The 18667-nt window shown below is 45.1% G+C and carries 13 protein-coding genes, 1 tRNA gene and 1 pseudogene; 6 read left to right on the forward strand and 9 right to left on the reverse strand.

Features of this window, described 5'->3' with window-relative positions:
- Positions 1 to 133: 133 nt before the first annotated feature.
- On the forward strand, positions 134 to 586 hold the full coding sequence (locus WC882_01140; GenBank protein ID MFA5842270.1) for a peroxiredoxin: 453 nt from the start codon (positions 134 to 136) through the stop codon (positions 584 to 586).
- A gap of 155 nt (positions 587 to 741) precedes the next feature.
- Here WC882_01140 and WC882_01145 read toward each other — a convergent pair whose 3' ends face one another.
- From WC882_01145 to WC882_01160, 4 genes are all read right to left on the reverse strand, one after another.
- A complete protein-coding gene (locus WC882_01145; GenBank protein MFA5842271.1) occupies positions 742 to 1209 on the reverse strand; it encodes a hypothetical protein in 468 nt (155 codons plus the stop codon).
- Between the two features lie 66 nt (positions 1210 to 1275).
- Positions 1276 to 1350: transfer RNA gene (locus WC882_01150), tRNA-Gln, on the reverse strand.
- Positions 1351 to 1414: 64 nt separating this feature from the next.
- Entirely contained in the window at positions 1415 to 2719 is a 1305-nt protein-coding gene (locus tag WC882_01155) for a hypothetical protein (GenBank protein MFA5842272.1), read from the reverse strand.
- A gap of 60 nt (positions 2720 to 2779) precedes the next feature.
- Entirely contained in the window at positions 2780 to 3187 is a 408-nt protein-coding gene (locus WC882_01160; protein ID MFA5842273.1) for a hypothetical protein, read from the reverse strand.
- A 151-nt stretch (positions 3188 to 3338) separates the two neighbouring features.
- On the opposite strand from WC882_01160, the gene WC882_01165 reads away from it, so the two are divergent.
- From WC882_01165 to WC882_01175, 3 genes are all read left to right on the forward strand, one after another.
- Positions 3339 to 5270 carry an efflux RND transporter periplasmic adaptor subunit gene (locus WC882_01165; GenBank protein MFA5842274.1) on the forward strand — a complete coding sequence of 644 codons (1932 nt, stop codon included), beginning with the start codon at positions 3339 to 3341 and terminating at the stop codon, positions 5268 to 5270.
- Positions 5270 to 8437 (forward strand): efflux RND transporter permease subunit, encoded by a 3168-nt coding sequence (locus WC882_01170; protein MFA5842275.1) that lies wholly within the window; start codon positions 5270 to 5272, stop codon positions 8435 to 8437. The genes WC882_01165 and WC882_01170 overlap by 1 nt, the downstream gene beginning before the upstream one ends.
- 120 nt (positions 8438 to 8557) lie before the next feature.
- Entirely contained in the window at positions 8558 to 10738 is a 2181-nt protein-coding gene (locus tag WC882_01175; GenBank protein ID MFA5842276.1) for a hypothetical protein, read from the forward strand.
- A 140-nt stretch (positions 10739 to 10878) separates the two neighbouring features.
- On the opposite strand, the gene WC882_01180 is transcribed toward WC882_01175, so the two are convergent.
- Positions 10879 to 12807 carry a DUF4173 domain-containing protein gene (locus WC882_01180; protein MFA5842277.1) on the reverse strand — a complete coding sequence of 643 codons (1929 nt, stop codon included), beginning with the start codon at positions 12805 to 12807 and terminating at the stop codon, positions 10879 to 10881.
- A gap of 82 nt (positions 12808 to 12889) precedes the next feature.
- Here WC882_01180 and WC882_01185 point away from each other — a divergent pair, with 82 nt between their 5' ends.
- Together WC882_01185 and WC882_01190 are read left to right on the forward strand one after the other, a co-directional pair.
- Positions 12890 to 14632 (forward strand): ATP-dependent helicase, encoded by a 1743-nt coding sequence (locus tag WC882_01185; protein ID MFA5842278.1) that lies wholly within the window; start codon positions 12890 to 12892, stop codon positions 14630 to 14632.
- 86 nt (positions 14633 to 14718) lie between these two features.
- Entirely contained in the window at positions 14719 to 16860 is a 2142-nt protein-coding gene (locus tag WC882_01190) for a hypothetical protein (protein MFA5842279.1), read from the forward strand.
- A gap of 164 nt (positions 16861 to 17024) precedes the next feature.
- Here the strand turns inward: WC882_01190 and WC882_01195 are convergent.
- The 4 genes and pseudogenes from WC882_01195 to WC882_01210 form a co-directional block, all read right to left on the reverse strand.
- Positions 17025 to 17438 (reverse strand): annotated as a pseudogene (locus tag WC882_01195) (dCMP deaminase family protein).
- A gap of 11 nt (positions 17439 to 17449) precedes the next feature.
- On the reverse strand, positions 17450 to 18013 hold the full coding sequence (locus tag WC882_01200; protein MFA5842280.1) for an AAA family ATPase: 564 nt from the start codon (positions 18011 to 18013) through the stop codon (positions 17450 to 17452).
- A gap of 10 nt (positions 18014 to 18023) precedes the next feature.
- A complete protein-coding gene (locus WC882_01205) occupies positions 18024 to 18428 on the reverse strand; it encodes a hypothetical protein (GenBank protein MFA5842281.1) in 405 nt (134 codons plus the stop codon).
- Positions 18429 to 18519: 91 nt separating this feature from the next.
- Complete coding sequence (locus WC882_01210; GenBank protein ID MFA5842282.1) at positions 18520 to 18657, reverse strand: hypothetical protein; 138 nt, start codon at positions 18655 to 18657, stop codon at positions 18520 to 18522.
- Between the last annotated feature and the right edge of the window lie 10 nt (positions 18658 to 18667).

Consider the following 18667-nt stretch of genomic DNA (forward strand, 5'->3'; position numbering starts at 1 on the left):
GGTAAGGTAAAAAGAATAGAACGTATCTAATATAGTACTGAAGAATAACATTTATAGCAACTGTCATTAGGCGAATTTTCCGTCAACAGAAAATGTAGCGTACAATACAATTTCATCAATAACCCCCATTTTTATGACCGATTTATTGAACCAGGTGGCCCCGGATTTTTCGCTTAAGGATCAAGAAGGGAAAGTCCATCAATTATCCGATTATCGCGGCACGTTGGTGTTGCTTTATTTTTATCCAAAAGACAATACGCCAGGCTGCACGGTTGAGGCTCAGTGTTTTAGAGATCGATTCAATGATTTAAAGGCCTTGAATGTCCAGGTTTTGGGCGTGAGCATCGATGATGAAGCGTCTCATAAGAAATTCTCCGAACAAGAAAAATTAAATTTCCCGATTTTAGCCGATGCGGATAAAACCGTGGTAAAGGCCTACGGGGTCGAGGGATTGATTTTTGCAAAACGCGAATCGTTTCTCATTGATAAAGCCGGCAAGGTGCTCAAACATTATAAGAAAGTGGCCCCCAAAGACCACGCCGAAGAAGTGATTAAAGATGTGACGGCTTTAGAACCTTCTATTTAAAAGTTCGCTCTATTTACTGTGCGAAAAATACAGTCCTAAAAATATTGAAAACCACAGTTTCTTGATCCGCACTTAAATCTTCACCGGCAAAAGCGAGTAAGTGTTTTTCATGAAAAGGGGTTAAATGGACTGGCTGGCCAGTCGGGCTAGTACCTTTAATTGTTAAAATACTCCAGCAATTGTTCTTCAACAGCAGTACATTCCATGAATTGTTCATATCCAGGCTCATTGGTATTTGGCTTTACCCCCGCGCTACAGTAGGGGTAAGACCAAAGCAAAGAATCAGCTACAACCTTTTTTACTAAAACAGTCCCTAACTCCCCGCATTGGTTTACTTTATCAAAATCCGCTTCAGTCCAGTTGTCATAGTTGGGAGTCATATAAACTTGTAAGGCATAATCTCCACCCGTGTATAAATATAAACGTGCCACGTCTCCATCCATCACCTTTTGAGCAAAAGCCTCACTGTATTCATCACAAGTAGGAACGAAAGACTTCACATTCGCGTCTGTAATGGTTGTGTAATTGGAGAAGTTTTCAATCTTATCTTCCAATGTCATATCTTGTTGAGAGCAGCCGGTAAAAACGACCAACAAAAAAATCGCGGAAAGGAATTTCTTCATAAAAATTAAACTAAATAATAGAAAGGAACAAATCGAGTATACCTGAGAAAATGCTTAAGTACAATTTGGCTGGGGCGCAGGGATTCGAACCCCGGAATGGCGGCTCCAAAGGCCGCTGCCTTACCGCTTGGCGACGCCCCAACGATTGTGCGAACGATTTTCGCACGTTAATGTATCGAGTTTTGGATGAATTTTCAATAGACTTTTAACTTCATCCCCACATCAACCACTCCGGTTTAAACAGGAGCAAGAGTCCGATCAAAGTCATCAAAAATCCTCCGACAAATTGAGAGAAACGAGTGTAGCGAGTTGTGATTCCCGTGGCTTGAAGCGTGGCCATGGACACCAAAAATATGAACAAATCATCAATCATGAAGAAGAAAATGTAGAGCAAAAGGTAGAGATAGTATTGCCACGTGGGGAGATGATTGAGGGTGAGAATTTGTGTATAAACCGCAGGGAATCCGGCCGAACACAAGAGTTCCACCAAATTCACGGCAAACGCGAGGGCCAAAATCCCAATAAACGCCAACCAAAAACGCGGTTCATGCGCCAGATTGCGTAACTTGGAAAAAACCTTTTGTCGATCTTCGTTCCCCGTGACTTTGCACGACGCCTCTTTATTAAAGAAAAATTCTTTAAAGTTATACATCCCAAATCCGAAGGCCGTGACTCCGATCAAGAGCCGGATCGTGGCCACCATGCCAATGAACAAAAGGAAATTGAGCCACGCAGCCATGAATAAAAAATACACCGCCCCGCTTCCCACAATGAACGCGCTTCCCAAAATCCACATGCGTTTTTTATCTTTCATTCCCAAGAGCAAGCTGATCAAGAAAACCAAAGTCCACATGGCACACGGATTGAACCCGTCAAGCGTTCCAATCATGATCGTGAGCACAGGCAAAGAAACCGTCGCGGTATCCACGGCCCCAAACCACGGCAAGGTAATAATATTCGCTGGGGGAGTGAGGGGGCAGGTGGTCCCATCATCGCACGTTTCGTCGGGATTAGCGGGATCAATCGGATTTATTGGGTCAGCCGGGTTATCAATCGTGGCTATAAAAGAATCGATCAATACACCCACTTCATCGGTTTTCTCTTCATCTACATAAGAGGTGATTGCGGCTCGAAATTTATCTTCATAATCGACATTGAACCCTGAAAAGGGAGTCACTCCTACCACCGTCACCGGGACTCCGACCGGAGCGATATTCCATTCTTGGCAGAGTTCGGAAAGCAATTCTTGATGTTTGGCATCTTTCGAGACCTCGAAATCCTGAATATCCAATTCAACATTGTAATAATGGACTTCATTCAATCCATCCAAAAATTCTCGCGCCGCCTCGCAATGCGGGCACCCTTCGGCCCAGAAAAAGTAAACCGGCACAGAGGTAAACGTTGTTGCCGCGGGTTCTGCCGTTTCTTGAGCGGAAGCCGTTGCAATCCCAACGCTCATCATAAAAACAAGCGCCATTCCGATCAGCGTTTTTACGAAAATATTCTTCATAAAATTATTTTAACAGATTAGGAATGCGGGGGAGCTCACTTCGCTGGCGCTCCGTGAGTATTACGCCGGGATTCTCGGCAAGTTGAATAATTTACGAACAAATGCCTTGAGTTGATTCTCCGTCATCTTGTCTGCGGTTTCCATGGCTGTTAATTTTCCTTTCAAAACCTTGTGTTCGTCGATTTCTTTTTTAAGGTCTTTTTTACCATCCGCAGGTCCGAAAATGGCCAATTCATCCGCGTCTTTTACCGCCTCTAAAACTTGGCGGGAAAAAGCTTTGATTTCATTGTGGCGACGTTCCCCATGTACTTTTTGATTCGTGAGCGTGAGGCGTTCAAAGGATTTGCCTTCGTGGCGGTTGGGTTCCACCTCGGACATCATTTCGGTCACAGAGATCACATCGTCTTCATTGCATTTAACAATTAAAGCGCGGGAATGATCGATCCAAACTCCATAAAGCTTTTGCATAGGAGGAAAAATTAAGAATTAATTAAATTCGGAACTTATATTACCAGAGAAAAGGCGGAGCGCAATTTTTTTGGATAAGATTTGACAAAGCATTGAATTGGTAGTAAAAAAATAAGCCAAGCCTACGTATAAATTTAAAAATTATCTTCAAATGAACTTAAAAAAGATGCTTGCCGGAGGGATTGCCTTAATTCTTGGAATGGGAGTGGGATTGAGAGTGATTTCATCCACCAACGGACCTGTTATAGACTCAACGCCCGTGGCACGCCAAGTCATCGTCAGCCAGGTTCAAATCACGACTTTGACTCCGGAAATCACGCTTCCCGCCACTTTAAAATCCACGGCGGAAATTTCCGTGAGCTCCAAAATGAGTGGGAAAGTTACAGCCGTATACGCCAAAGAAGGGGATCTCGTCGTCGCGGGCCAACTTCTTTTCACCGTGGAACAGGAATCCGGAGACAGCGCGCTTCTCAATCAATACACGCAAGCCCAAATCGCTTTAAGCGCAGCCCAAACCAATCTTTCCAACCTCCAATTGCTCAAATCCAAACAAGTCGCGGAAATGCAAACCACGATCCGCGGTATTGAAAATTCAATCGAATACGCCAAGAAAAATGAATCTCTCACAGGAACAACCGTGGAAAGCCAAATCGCGGTGTATGAGGCGCAAGTGAACAGTGCTTCTTCCAACCTTAATCTCGCTCAAACCACCCTTGAGACCACGCAATCTCAAACCGAGCAATCCGTAAAGAGTGCCAAAGAACAAGCTCTTTCCATCTCCAACAGCGCCCTCGACACCGTGGACACGGTTCAAGAAAGAGTGAATGCCGTACTCGGAATCGATTTGCCAAACTTTGACCCCACGTATCGAGATGTTTTGGACAATATTTCGAGCCATATTTATTTGAGTCGTGCGGATGATGCTTATCGAACCGCTTATGCGAGTTATAACTCCGCAGACTCCGCACTCGATGCCGTGGCTGCCGAAGATTCAACACAAGAAGTCCAAGCCGCGGTGGATTTAGCCGAGCAAACGATCAGCGATACGATTTCGTTATTGGATCGGATGGAAGAGCTCCTCAGTTTGCAACTCAATGCGCCGGATTATTACGATGCAATTAAAGCCTACAAATCGGAATTGGATGGGTATCAATCGAGTGTATCGGCCCAATTGTTAAGCGTGCAAGCGTATGGGACCGCCATCGAATCCGCGGAACTTTCCGCCGAAACCTCGGTGGCTCAAGCCGAAGCCGGGGTGGACGTGGCTCAAGACGGATACGATTCCGCGGTGGCGGCTTTGGCCCAAGTCAAATCTCAATCCAACTCCCAAACCACAGGTGCCGAATCCTCGGTGTCCGGATTGGAAGACCAATTGGACTCCGCGTACAACAATCTCGATATCATCAAAGCTCAATACGACCAGCAAATTTCCGCTGCGAGCTATCAAGTTTCTCTCGCTTCCGCCCAAGTGGAACAAGCTTCGATTCAAGTGGGCGGCGGTTCAGTCACCGCGCCTGCGGATGGAATTTTAGCGGACTTTAATGTCACGGCCGGAGAACTGATTTCCGCCGGAATGCCGGTGGCCACCCTCGTGGATCCCGACAGTTTTGAAATGCAATTTTCGGTGAGTGAAATGGAGGTTCCATACATCAAACAAGGCACGGCCATCACGATCACACTCGACGCGTATCCGGAGCAAGTCTGGAAAGGAATCGTCTATTACGTTTCCCCCATGACCGACGCTTACACCCGCACCTATCCGGTTAAAGCTTATGTAAACACGGAAGGGACCGCTTCTTTCTTGGTCTCGGGCATGAGCGGTCAAGTCACGTTCACCAAAGGAACGGTAAAGAAAAACGTGCTCGCCATCCCGTTAGAAGCCGTTGTTTTTTCAACACAACTCGGAGACAGCGTGTTTGTGGTAACGGACGGAGTTGCACATGAAACAGCCATTGAATTGGGCGATTCCATCGATGGTTGGGTGGAAGTGAAAAGCGGATTGAGCGCCGGAGAAACCGTGGTGATCCAAGGCCAAAATCTCTTAGATGACGGTGATGCAGTCAAAATAATCCCAAATGATTAATGGAAAAACAGGAACTCAAATTCAAACCCCTCAGCCCCATCGCAAAACTCATTCGATTTTTTTTAACACGAGATCGAATCACGGTTTTAGTGGCCATTACCTTCACCCTTTGGGGAGTGCTGGCTTATTTTTCCATGCCGCGCGAGCAGATTCCCGAGATTAATATTCCGATTGCCATTGTTTCCACGATGTATCCCGGCGCTTCTCCCCAAGACATTGAGACTCAAGTCACGGACAAGCTTGAGTCGAAATTATCGGAATTGGATCAAATCGACACCCTGACTTCCACCTCAAGTTTTTCTATGTCCATGATTGTGATTCAGTTTGAAACCGGAGTGGACATGGATCTCATGACGCAAAAGATCCAAAATAAAATCGGCGAAGTGGAAAATGAACTTCCGGCGGATGCGGAATCTCCCACCGTGGGCATGATCGAGTCCAGCGATCTCCCGGTGCTCGACATCAATTTGATGAGCGAAAAGGGGAGTGAGTTTTTGACCGATCAAGCCGAATGGCTTCAAGATGAATTGGAGAAAATCACCGGGGTTTCGGATGTCACGATTTCCGGCGGAGTGGGAAAAGAAATTCAAATCAATGTGAGCGCGAGTCGTTTAGCGTTGTACGGATTAAGCTTGGCTCAAATCACACCTTTATTTGAGATGGAAAGTGTGAATTTCCCGGTCGGCGATATAACCATTGATAATCAAAATTACACAGTACGTATCCAGGGCGAATTTACAAATCTGACTGAAATTGAAAATTTGGTCATCGGGTCTTCAACTCAAGGAGCGCCGATTTATTTGCGAGACATTGCAACCGTGGAAGAAACATTTAAAGAAACCACCTCTTACGCCCGATTGTCTCAAAAAGATGAAACCGGAGAATGGGTGACTGAACCGAGCATTACGCTGTCGGTTTATAAAAAGAAAGACTCCAACATTGTGGATATTGGAGATGAAATTAAATCCAAGATCGAGCAATGGCAAATCGATGGGTCTCTCAGCGACAATGTGTCTGTTGCTGTGACCGGAGACTGGGCCGAAGAAACCAAAAAAGAAATCAACAACATGTTTGTGAATGTGGGTGAAAGTTTCTTGATTGTGGGGTTGATTTTGTTCCTTTATTTGGGCCTGCTCCCTTCTCTTATTTCCGCGTTTGTGATCCCGCTTTCCATGGCCACCACATTCGGGTTGCTGTGGTACACCGGGTACACGATCAACGGATTGACGTTGTTTGCCTTGGTCTTGGTGTTGGGAATGGTGGTGGACAGCGGCATCATCATGGTGGAAAATATTTTCCGCTTATACCATCAAGCCAAAGGGGATCGAAAACTTATTACCCTGCATGCCGCGGATGAAATCGCGGTTCCGCTCATCACGTCGGTGTTGACTACGATTGCGTCTTTTCTTCCCATGGCGTTCATGACAGGGATTGTGGGGGAATACATTAAGGTGATCCCCATGACCGTGATTTTTGCATTGGGAAGTTCGATGGTGATTGGGTTGGTGCTGACTCCTTATTTTACCTATCGCATGATCCCCAAGAAATTGGGGCCAACGGATCAAACCGGCCTTTTGTCCGGGAATCTTACGACAATAAAAAAAATGTACCGTGATTTTGTGGCCGCGTTGTTGGAAAGTCGATTTAAGCGATGGGCATTTTTAGCCGGGCTCACCGGGTTATTTTTATCCTCATTTTTGCTTCCCGCCACCGGCTTGGTCCGCACCGAAATGTTCCCCGGATCCGATTCGAAATGGGTGACCCTTAACATTTCCCTTCCTCAGGGCACATCTCTTGAAAAAAGCGATGAAGCCGCACAAATGTTGACCGATAAAATCAAGACCGTCGAAGGAATTAGGAATTTTGTCACTTTGGTTGGCACCTCGGGCGCTTCCACCACCTTGATGGACGTGAGCGGAGGCAGTGCGGAAAACACGATTTATTTTTCAATCAATTTAGTCGATCCCGAGGACCGCGAGTTGGGGAGTGGAGAAATTGTGGAAGAAATTCGGACCCTGGCGCTCGACATTTCTTATTTCGTGGGCGCCACTCTGACGTTTGCGGAGCAAGAAAAAGGCCCGCCCTCAGGGGATCCGATCGTATTCCGTATTCAAGGCGAAGACAGCACCACACTTGAAAACGTGGCCAATGATCTCGCCAATCTTTTGGAAACCGTGCCCGGCACCGTGGAAGTGGACAATGGGATTCAAGAAAAACTCAAGGAATACGAAATCGTTTTGAATCGTGAAAAAATTCAATTATTGGGCTTGAACACCGCCACCGTTGCCGCGACTTTGCGTGCTTTATCCAGCGGGCAAAACGTGGGGATTTATCGTGAAAACAACGAGGAATTGGATGTGATTTTACAGCTTAAAGAATCGGACCGAGACACGCTCGATGACCTTAAAAGAATCATGATTCCTTCGTCTCAAGGCCTCATTTCGTTGGACGCGATTGCGAGCATCGAACTTGGAGGAAGTCCCAGCAGTGTTGCTCATTATGATCTCAAAAAAACCATCACCGTGAGCAGCAAGATCACCCCCGGAGCTAACTCTGCGGAAATTTTGAAAATTTTCAAACAAGAATTGAGCGCCTATCCCATGCCCGAGGGTTATTCCGTAACGTTTGGCGGGGAAACCGAGGACATCAATGAATCATTTGGGGGACTGTACAACGCCATGTGGATCGCCGTGGTGCTCATTTACATTATTTTGGTCGCGCAATTCAATTCACTCATTCAACCGTTCATTATTTTGACCACGTTGCCGTTGTCCGTGATCGGAGTGTTTGCCGGGTTGTTTATCATGGATTACGGGTTTTCATTCCCGTCTTTCATCGGAGTTGTGGCTCTCGGAGGAATCGTAGTAAACAACGCCATCATGATCATTGATCGCATGAACAGCCAGCGCAGCTTGGGCATGCCACTCAAACAAGCCGTGCTCGAAGGCGTGAACCTTCGCTTCCGCCCGATTTTACTCACCACCCTGACCACCATTATTGGCGTGATCCCCACGTCCTTGCAGGATGAAGTGTGGGGAAGTCTCGGATTCACCATTGTGTTTGGCCTCGCGTTTTCAACCGTCCTGACGTTGATCGTGATCCCGGTGTTGTATTATATGGTCGAATCTCGAAAGGAGCCGTTAGGCCAGGCACGAAGAGTAGCGTAGTGTTGTCATATCCCCCCCCGTATTTTTTCACTTATCCGTCCACGCACGGAGATTTTGTGTTTTTGCTTTACAATTTCATAAAATATGTTAAATTGAAGGCCAATTTTAATCAGAATAAGCATGAAATTAAGAGAAATAGTGCCATTACTCGGTTTGGTCGCAGGATGCGCGCACGATCCGCAACATTCTCTTGAAGCCCTGGGTAAAGGGAAAAATCCACGCGTAGATGTTGCCGTTTTTGATCCAGAACTTGGACGAGCTATGAGAATAGCTGAACAAGGAATCGCGGCAATTAATGCTGATCCAGAAAATATTAGAATAGAAAGGCTTAATGGGTCATACCCTGATGATTTCATGCCACATTCGGATAGAGGAATATATTATGCGCTTGAAGCATATAAGGGGATAACTCCTGATGTCAGCCTTAAAATTGAACCCCGGAGTCCTATAACTTTTGTGTCTTCTTCTTCTTTTAGGGGTGAGCCAAGAATAACCAAACGTATAGAGATTCAATCAGATAGATGGTCGCCGAAATCCGGGGCTCAAGGGAAGACTTCATTAATAACCACTCCTCCTAGAACAACGATAGAATCCGGAAAGATTGATTACATGGAAGGGACTTTCACACACACCACTTTATGTGATACTGAGCCGGGGGATATACGCTTTACTTATTTTTCCGTCCTCCTTGAGCACCATACGACAGGGGGAGGGGAAAAAGATACGAATCAAGCGGAACAGGTTGAAGTGGAAAGAGTGGAGGTTGAATGTAACGAACCCCCGAAAGGTCCTTATATTAGTACTTACATAGTAAGATTAGGGGAAGGTGAATGGATTATGACAGAACCGGATGTTGTGATGTATCCGGTTGCAACAGCGAAATGGGAGGATGGAGACCCTGCCTATGAGGGCGTATACGCGTTGGCAAAAGGGGAAAAATTTGATTTTAAAACGGCAACCATGGACGATAATTCGGATCCGGATAAAGCCAAACATTTTTATGCAAATAAAGAGAAGGATGTTGGGGGTTTTGCTCATGAAATAGAATGGAAAATTTTGGATTTAATAGATTCTATACAGACCAAAGAAAATAATTCTTCAAGTCCGGCCAAAGTTGTTTCTGAGGGATCCGCCACAGCAAAACCCCAAAAAGAAACTCCTTCGGCTTCACAACCGGTCCAACCCTCGGACTCAGCCATTGTAGCCAAAAGCTTACATCCCCAAGCACGACGGTCTAAACCCCAGACGGCGCCAAAAGTTGCTCCTCCACCAGTCCCTCGTAAAACGGAAGATGATGCAGACTCCCAACCCTTAAAAGTCGTTCCAGGAGGAGAGATAGGTATTTGGAGTAGGAGAGTGCAATCACTTATCCCTACGCCAACCGATCAGATTGATGATGAAGCATGGGCAAAGGCTGAGGCGCTGGAGACCTCGTTAAAAGCAATAATAGCAAAATATCCGGGTTGTAATCATACAGTGAGGGTGGGGCCGGATAGGAACAAGACTGGGCTTTTTATGAGAGTTCGAGTTATGGATGAGCTAGGAAACTCGATCATGTTAGGCATTCAAGAAGGCGGACAAGGCAATGCTTATATGTTCTGGGAAGAATCAATCCGTGGGAACCCGCAAAGGGGAAAATTAGATCCTATGCCCATGGATAGAGCAATTTCATGGATGCAAGAGCAGATTGAGTTTCAATCCAAGGAGAGTAAACATCAACTAAGTTCTTTGATCATGAACCTTCCGGTCATTTCTAAACCTCATCTTACGCCTACATCCAGTAGCGTTACTACTACACCTTCCCCGTCCCCTCTAAAAATTCATCCAGTTAAGTCTAAACCTTCTGTTGTCCAAAAATCTCATCCGCTTGTCCCTGTGCCGGCCACCAGTAAACAAGTTAAAGAAGAAAGCCCCGAAGATATCAAAGTTTCCCCGGCATGGCAAAGGAGTGAAGCGTTGGTTGCGTCATTAAGCAATGTGGCAAAAGAACAAGGTTGTGCAGATAGAGTAAACGTGAGTTCCTCTAGGGAAGGGATTGGAGTTTCTACGAAAATTGTTTTTCCCTTGTTTGGGGAAAATAGAGATTTTGTCTTTATAAAGATTAGCGAAGAAGAAGCCGAAGCTAAACCCGGGAAAGGATTAGTCCTCTCCGTGTATGTACAAGAATCCATCCGGGGGGAGCAGCAAGAGTTTTCAACGACTTTGATGAATATAGATAGCGTAAAGAATTGGGCAGGCAAAGTGATTGCTTCCCAATGCGGACCCTCGGGATATCACTCTATGGCTAAAAGCATGCAATAACTTGATTCGCTTCGTAGTAATCAGCGAATTATTGAAAATTCAACATGGGGCTGAAAATGGGGCATTTTTCTCAAGGACACTCACTTCGTGGAGATGAAATACGGGGAGCTCACTTCGCTGCGCTACGTGAGTGGTGTCTGTTAAAAGCACTCAAACGGCTCAGCCGCATACTCCGCCTTTAAGTCTTTAAAAATTCCGTGTTCATCTTTTTGAAATTCCTCAAAGCTAACATCGTAAACCCCGCCATAATAAGTATCTATCTGCGTCACAAGCTCATCGCTCTCATCGCCAAGAATCCTCGATAAAATATTTTGCAGCCAAGGATCTTCAATGGCTCGATCGATTCCCATCAGCGGATATTCAAAACTGTAAAGACGATTCCCCGCTTCATTCCCCAAATCCACCCCATACGTGAGTTGATAATTTTGGATTTCACGGAGCAGACAACGGGCTCCATCCACTTTCCCATTCACGGCGACCGCATCTCCCAATAAAGAATTTAAAGAGGAAATCGAGCGAAAAACATCAAAATTCCAGGCCGTGATCGAACCTCCGGAATCATTGACGGAAATTCTATAAGCATTTTCAATCGTGGAAATCGCAAGATAAAAATCCGCCAAACGGACCTTTTCCGCATCGGTCGGGACGCGTTTTTCATTCACCAGGGTTTGTAAAAAATCCTGCGCCGCATACAAAGAAGCTTCCCATCCCTCCACGGCATCGGCCGAGAGATTGCTGATGTAAAAATAATCCGGTGAAGTCTGTTTGGACAGATTCCAGTTCGCAATGGTTTGATCCACATTCATGACATTGAAAAATAAAAGCACAGCCAAAGAAATAACCCACAGTCCTTGGAAAAGTCGTTTTTCCTGCATCTTTCGAAACAACGCAAGCAAGAGAATCAAAACAAAAAATCCGACCAACCACGCTAGTAAAACACTGCCCGTTAAACGGATTCGCGTCAGGCCTTCGTACACCGTGATATAAAGAAAGTCGCGCTTAAACGCGGACGCCAACAGCGCGAACAATTCCACCACGAGCAAGACATTGAGAATTTTGAGAAGGCGAATTTGCGAAATCGCGGTCAAGGTGCGTTCTTTTAAAATCACAAAATACGCGATCATTCCGCCCAAAAACGACGTGAATAAAAGTTCCATAAATCCTTTTCTCACATAATCGGAATACGTGAGATCAAGGCTCTGGAAATCGGCTTGGTTTGTGAAAAGATATTCCCATTGGATGCCCAAAAAAATGGCGAATAAAACCAACATCGCCGCCACGGGCAACACCACATCGTAAAAAGAAAAAATGGAAAACGTCGGAGGTTTGGGCGCGGTTTTGAAAGAAAAACTCAAAGCCAACATTAAACAAAAAGCCAAAAAGAGCGAAGCGAAAAATCGGCCCCAGAATTCTTCTCGAATTTCTTTGATAAAATCCGCAAAAACAGGGTCAGCGGCAGCCAAAAGTGAGGCGAAAACACCCACGATCACCAGTGTGATCACTGTGGTTTTTACAATCGCAAACGTTCGAGTTTTGTGCGTGCTTTTGGATTGGGAAAAAACGAATTTAAAAAACACAAGAATATGCCGAAGTCCTTTTGCAAAAAAAGAAACTTTTTCTCGCGCCACCCACAGTCCGTTGTATAAAAATTGATCACTCGCTAAAAAGAAAACCAAAGCTAAAAGACAGCTCACAATCGTAAGTCCATCGATCCACTGGACCAAAGCGCTCGCGCGAATGGAGATGAAAATCGACGCAAAAATCCCGGTGCCCAAAAATCCATACGTCAATGCGGTGCGTTTGGCTTTTGGAAAGGCGAAAAAGAGGGCCAATAAGAAAGCGATAAAAAACAGCGACACTCCCAAGCCCATATAAGAAAATTCAAACGCGTTATGCAGGAAGAGGTTGTACGCAATGATCACCATTAAGAGCGCGCTCGGCAAAAAAGGCGCAAAACGAAATTCCTTTAAATCGTCGGGAGTGATGGGCGCTTTTTTGAACAGCCAATACAAGAAAAGGAATGGAGAAATAGTGAAGAAAAGAAAACTTAAAAATCCAAGAAAGGCCATAAAAAGGAGGTTAGCTATTGTGACGGCATTATACCATGGTTATACTGGGCCTCGACAAAATAAACTTTTGCTTTTTTATCTCATGCCCCTCAATTCATCTCAGCTCCAGGCCATTGAAAGCGACGGCGGTCCGACTCTTATTGTGGCCGGCCCGGGCAGTGGAAAAACCACGACCTTGACCCTTCGAATCGCTTATCTCATCCGAGAAAATCTGGCCAAACCCTCGCAGATTTTAGCTCTCACATTCACACAAAAAGCCGCGAAAGAAATCACGGAACGCGTGCAAACCTTGCAGGAATTTGTGGGAAAAGAAAGCCCGATGATTTGTACGTTTCACGGGTTGGCGAACACGTTGATTCGAGAAAATCCGGGGGTTGTTCCCGGAACGCAAGATTTCGAAATCGTATCCGAAGGCGATCAAAAAAACTTGGTTCGAGAACTTTTGAAAAAAGCCCCCAACGCCTTCCCGGCTTTGGAAGGCCTCGAGGTGCGCGATGTGCTCCTCGCATTGAGCCGATTTAAGAATGGACTTAACCAAGGATACGCCCATCCCGAAATGGCTGGCTTTGCCGAAGTCTATCAAAAAGAATTGGAAGCTAAAAATCGTCTCGACTTCGACGATCTTTTACTTAAAGCGCTTCAATTATTAGAGGGGAGTGAGGAAATTTTAAAACGCTACCAATCTCGATTCCTTCACATCCTGGTGGACGAATATCAAGACACCAACGCGGTTCAGGATCGACTCCTTCATTTGCTGGCAGGAGATCGCCAAAACATTTTTGCCATCGGAGATCCGGATCAGGCCATTTACGCTTTCCGTGGAGCGAATCGGGAAAATTTCACGAATTTCCAAACTCGCTATCCCAACTCAACATTGATTCGATTGAATGAAAATTATCGTTGCCCGCACAATGTGGCAAAAGCCGCGTACGCCGTGATTCAAAACAACCCGAATCGTTTAGGCGAATTTCCGGTGACCATAAAGGAAACCGTGGAGCCGGTTCAAATCATTGCTGCGGAAAATCATTATGAAGAAGAGTCGTTTGTGGTGAAAACCATTCAGTCTTTGATCGAAGGCACGGATCACGAATACACCTGGAAAGATATTGTGGTTTTGTACCGAACACATTCGGTGGGGGAAAGCCTTGCCCAAGCCATGGACCATGCCGGCATCCCGTACGAGCGCGTGGGGGAAGCGAGCTTTTTTGACCATAAAGAAATCCGAGAATTTTTGGAAAAAGTGAAGGCGCGTCACAATTGGGGCGGGATCAACGCGGTCTCGACCACCAAAACGCTTTCCGGCCATTTACAGGAGCTCATGACCGAATTCGGATTGCGCAACGAACGCTACGACCTCCTTTTGGAATTGCTGAATTGGGCCACAGCTTACAATGATCTTCCGGTGCGCGAGGCGTTTGACGCATTATTGGCCGACGCAGCCCTAACCAAAAGCGACGAAGATTGGGCGAATCAAAATAAAGACGCGGTCCGGCTCATGACGTTTCACGCCGCCAAAGGTCTCGAGTTCCCGGTGGTATTTTTGGCCGGGCTTGAGGATGGCGTGGTGCCGTATTTAAAGCATGAAAGTACCCCCGATCACCTCGAAGAAGAGCGCCGCCTGTTTTACGTGGGCATGACTCGCGCCATGGACCGTTTATATCTTTCTTACGCCAAAGAACGCACTCTTTACGGAGAAAAAACCGTGATGCAACCGTCTCGGTTTTTGGAAGAAATCCCGTCGGATTTGGTGGAAGTGAAAGCCCTCGTGGCCCGCGAACGTCGAAAACTCAAAAAAGAGGAGGAGCTTCAACCGACGTTGTTTTAAAAAACCAACCGTTTGTATCTGAAATAGGGGTTGACAGATTGAATAAGGATTGTTAAAATAACAAACCTTATTTTTTGTTTTAGAATATGTCTGAAGTGGGAATATTTGAATTTGTTGGTCTAACCCCATCGCTTCAACAACCGGCTGTAGAATGTTTAGCAGTCTCGGAAATTTCCGCGATTCATCCCAATGTCCGTCGTCTTATCGAAGAAGTTTTTAGTCGAAATTCAGACAGAAGAGATCCTGCAAGAAAAATGGTTGAATTTTTAGATAGGGCGGAGGGTCGCCCGATCCCTGAAACGATTTTATTAAACGAAATAGGAGGGAATATACGTGCGTTTAGGACAAGAGCCGAACGTTTAGTCAGAGATTCCGATCAATATAACGAATTGTATGGAGTTCAAATCAGTAAAGGGGTCCTTCCGGTTCATATTGTAGGTAGACATCCTGAAAGCACCTATACATTAACCTGTAATCAAGGGTTTATTGCCCCGGAAAATTCTCCTCCTTTATTGATGGAAGGTGAGGTCGACCAACGCGTTCAGGCAGTCATTGAAAAAGATTTTCCTTCTTGCCCAAGGACCAAGAATGTAATAAAAATAATGGAATTGTTAGCAATAAATCCGAAACGGTGGATGGGGCCTGATGATTTTCGAACACTTTTAGAAGAACCAGGATCATTACATCAAAATTTAAACAAATTGGCTGATTGCTATCCATTGATTAATGATCAAGCTCGAGGAAGGGGTTTTTATATTGAAAGAACCTTTGCCAAAAAACTTGGAACTAAAGAGAAAATTTATTGGAGATTGATCTATACAGAAAAGCCAGCATCCGGAGAAGCTGAAAAAGCCACCCCTCTTTCCAAAGAAAATAAAATCCATTTTTTAGTGGCACAGGCTTTAGAAAAAGAAGGAACTCGCTTTACTCAAACCCATGCAGGTCGAATATTGGATTTTTTGGGCAGAAATATAAATACAGACATAACATATCCTCAAATCACTAAAGCTTTAAATATTTCCGAGGGCACCTTATCTCAAGCCTTGGCAATTTTAAGTAATAAATATGGAGAAAAGCAAAATGGGCCATTTAAAATTGTCCGAAAACGCATTGGAAGAGAAAGGAGCACGCATCCTCGAACAATAATCCGTTTGGAAATATTACCTAATGAAGTCATTCCTTTTGAGCCTCTCGTTTTTCAAGACAGAATTCAAAAGTTACGGGCAGGCGCGAGAAGCGAATATGGAAGAAAAATGATAACTTTATTGGAAGAAGTAGCTTTAGCTTATCGGCAAGTTTGTGCTGAAGAAGACGTTCTTCCCATGAAGGTACGCGATTTAGCTATAAAATTAAACTTATCTCATGGGTTGATTAAAAAAATGATCGAAGAGTCATCAGAAAGAAGAGAAGCCTTGGGACTTTGTGTGGAAATAATAATAAAAGGCCGTGAACATATTTTAGTGCCACGGATGTTACGTTTTATAGGAGATTACAGAAAAAATGCCTTAGAAATGGAAAAAGATGAGGTGGAAAGTAGCGGGATTCTTAGAAGAGATAAAAATAGGATAAAAGCGAATCTTCAATTAGCATCGAAATACAGGGGAGATATTATAGAAAAAGCGATGAATATTATGAGGAAAAAATCTTCGCAACATGATTTATTAGAGTTGGTAAAAACTAGCGCAGAAGATTTTTTATTTACTTTTGTTGTTTTTAAATTCGATCCAGATCAACACCCGCAAGGGGATGCAGGTTTCCAAGATTATGCGGTTAAAGGTCTTGTTACTAAATTATTTAGAGACCTCGATCATGAAAATTATCATAGAATTAGAGAAGGGAAAATAGCTAGGGAGAACAGCGAATGGGGGAGAGGGACGATAATTCCCAAAAATGGGAGAACGAAAGGAGAGCGATCAGACGGAGGAGAGAGCGTTCCATTAGAAATGGACAACCCAGAAGTTTTATTAATACGAGAAGAGGAAGGTTTGGCCAGGGAAAGATTAAGAGTTGCAATACGTAAGATAATGGAGGAAGAAAAGGATGAAGGTACTAGAATAATTTTAACAAGACTTTCGGAGGGAGTAAGCAATGTTGATATACACAGAGAATTGATAGGAAAAAATTTGATTCAATACAAGGGAAAGAGACTAGGAAATGCAGTGTGGGCAAGAATTGCTGCGATGAGAGAAAAATTCAAGGAAAGATTAAGCGTTCTCATGGAAACATAAATATCGTGCTGAAATTTAACTCACTGAATCATCGGCAATCCCGTTCCTGATTTTTCTTCCGTCTTTTCGCCGTATTGAAATTCATCATCAATGATGTCGTTTTTGCCCCATTCTTCGAGCCAGTCGGCCACTTGGAAGATTTTATACGTGCCGTCTTTGAGCGAACAAATCACGCGTTTGAGGCCGCAATTGATCAGCATTTTTTTGCAAATAAAACACGGGAACGCATCAATGGGCTGCGTTTGATCGTTGCCATAAATTTTTCCATAAATGTACATGTCTCCGCCGAGTAAGCTTGTCCCGGAGCGTGCGGCATTGATGATCGCGTTTTGCTCCGCATGAACCGAACGGCACATTTCATAACGATGCCCGGAGGGGATGCCGAGTTTTTTGCGCAAACAAAAACCGTGTTCGAGAGAACTCTTAGTGCCGCGAGGCGCTCCGCAATACCCGGTGGCCACGACTTGGTCCTCCCGAATGATCACGGCTCCAATTTCCACTTTCGTACATGTGGAACGGCGGCAAACACTCTTGGCTAAATCAAGATAATATTCATCTTTAGAAGGGCGCGTGTCCATGATTTTTTGAGTTAGGATTTGAGAAGCGAATGATAGTAGGAAAGAATATTTTTCTCAAGCGCATCGAGTGTGCCTTCATTGGGGACGACTCGATCAACTTTTTGCATGCAAAGCCCGACTTGTTGTCCTTCGGGCGGTTCATTTTTCCCCCATTCTCGATCCAATTTAGTCGCAATCTCTTCGCGAGAAATCGCGTCGCCGGCTCTGCCGCGAGAAAGGAGTCGTTCAATCAACATTTCTCGGGGAGTAGAAATTCCAATCACATAAACCTCAGAAACTGAATGAAGCGCCTCAATTTCCGCAGGATTGCGAATCCCATCAATGATCCAATTTCCATCCGGCGCAGTGGATTGAGCTTTTTCAAGCGCGCGTTTGGCCAATACTCCGGGCCCTTCTTTCGCACGCATCGAATTCCCGACTTCCATCAGGCGTTCGCGTTCTTCCGGAATGTTTCGTCTTTTGGCCTCCTCCCTTACCATCGAAGAAAGGGTGATGTGGGAAAATCCCAATTTCTTGAAGATCTCCACCACTTCACCCTTTCCGGAAGCCATTGGACCTGTAAGGCCAATGATCATAAATTTAAAATTACTCAGTCACGGTTGTATCCGTGGTCGTGTCAGTCGTTGTGTCTGTAGCTGTGAGAGCCGGAACAATCAAGTCGAGCCAAAGAGAAGGTTCAACACCACTGGCGGTGAAGGCTTCTCCGCAGTTGGTTTCGATCAAAGTCGTGGCTTGCGTCTTTGCAGCCGTGACATCTTCTTCGGTTAAGCCGGCCATATAATCCAAAAGAGCTTGGTCGGAATCAAAACCATATTTGGAACCGATGGCATTGATTTCATCAAGGCTGAAATTAGCATCGGTTTGAACGGTGAGACAGCCGAGGTCACCCAAGAATCCGCCGAGGCGTTCCGCAGGAGTTTGGCTTCCGCAACCCACAATAAAGAGGGCCGTTCCTAATAAAATGGAAAGGGCAAAAATCTTTTTTGCCATAACGGAGAGGGGTTAAATAAAACCAATCCGATTGAATTGGTGTAACTGGATATTCTCAAAAAACTGCAGGGTTGGCAAGCAGACATTCGGATTATTCAGTCACAGTCGTATCCGTTCCAACGAGATTCGAGATGATTTCTTCGACTCGGGTCAAAGGGATGACATCAATATTCGTGAATCCTTGTCCGCACTCGGAATTGATCACAAACATGGCTTCGGCTTTTGCCACCGCATCATCT

The sequence above is a fragment of the Candidatus Gracilibacteria bacterium genome (assembly GCA_041658685.1).
Taxonomy (GTDB): Bacteria; Patescibacteriota; Gracilibacteria; order UBA1369; family UBA12473; genus JBAZZS01.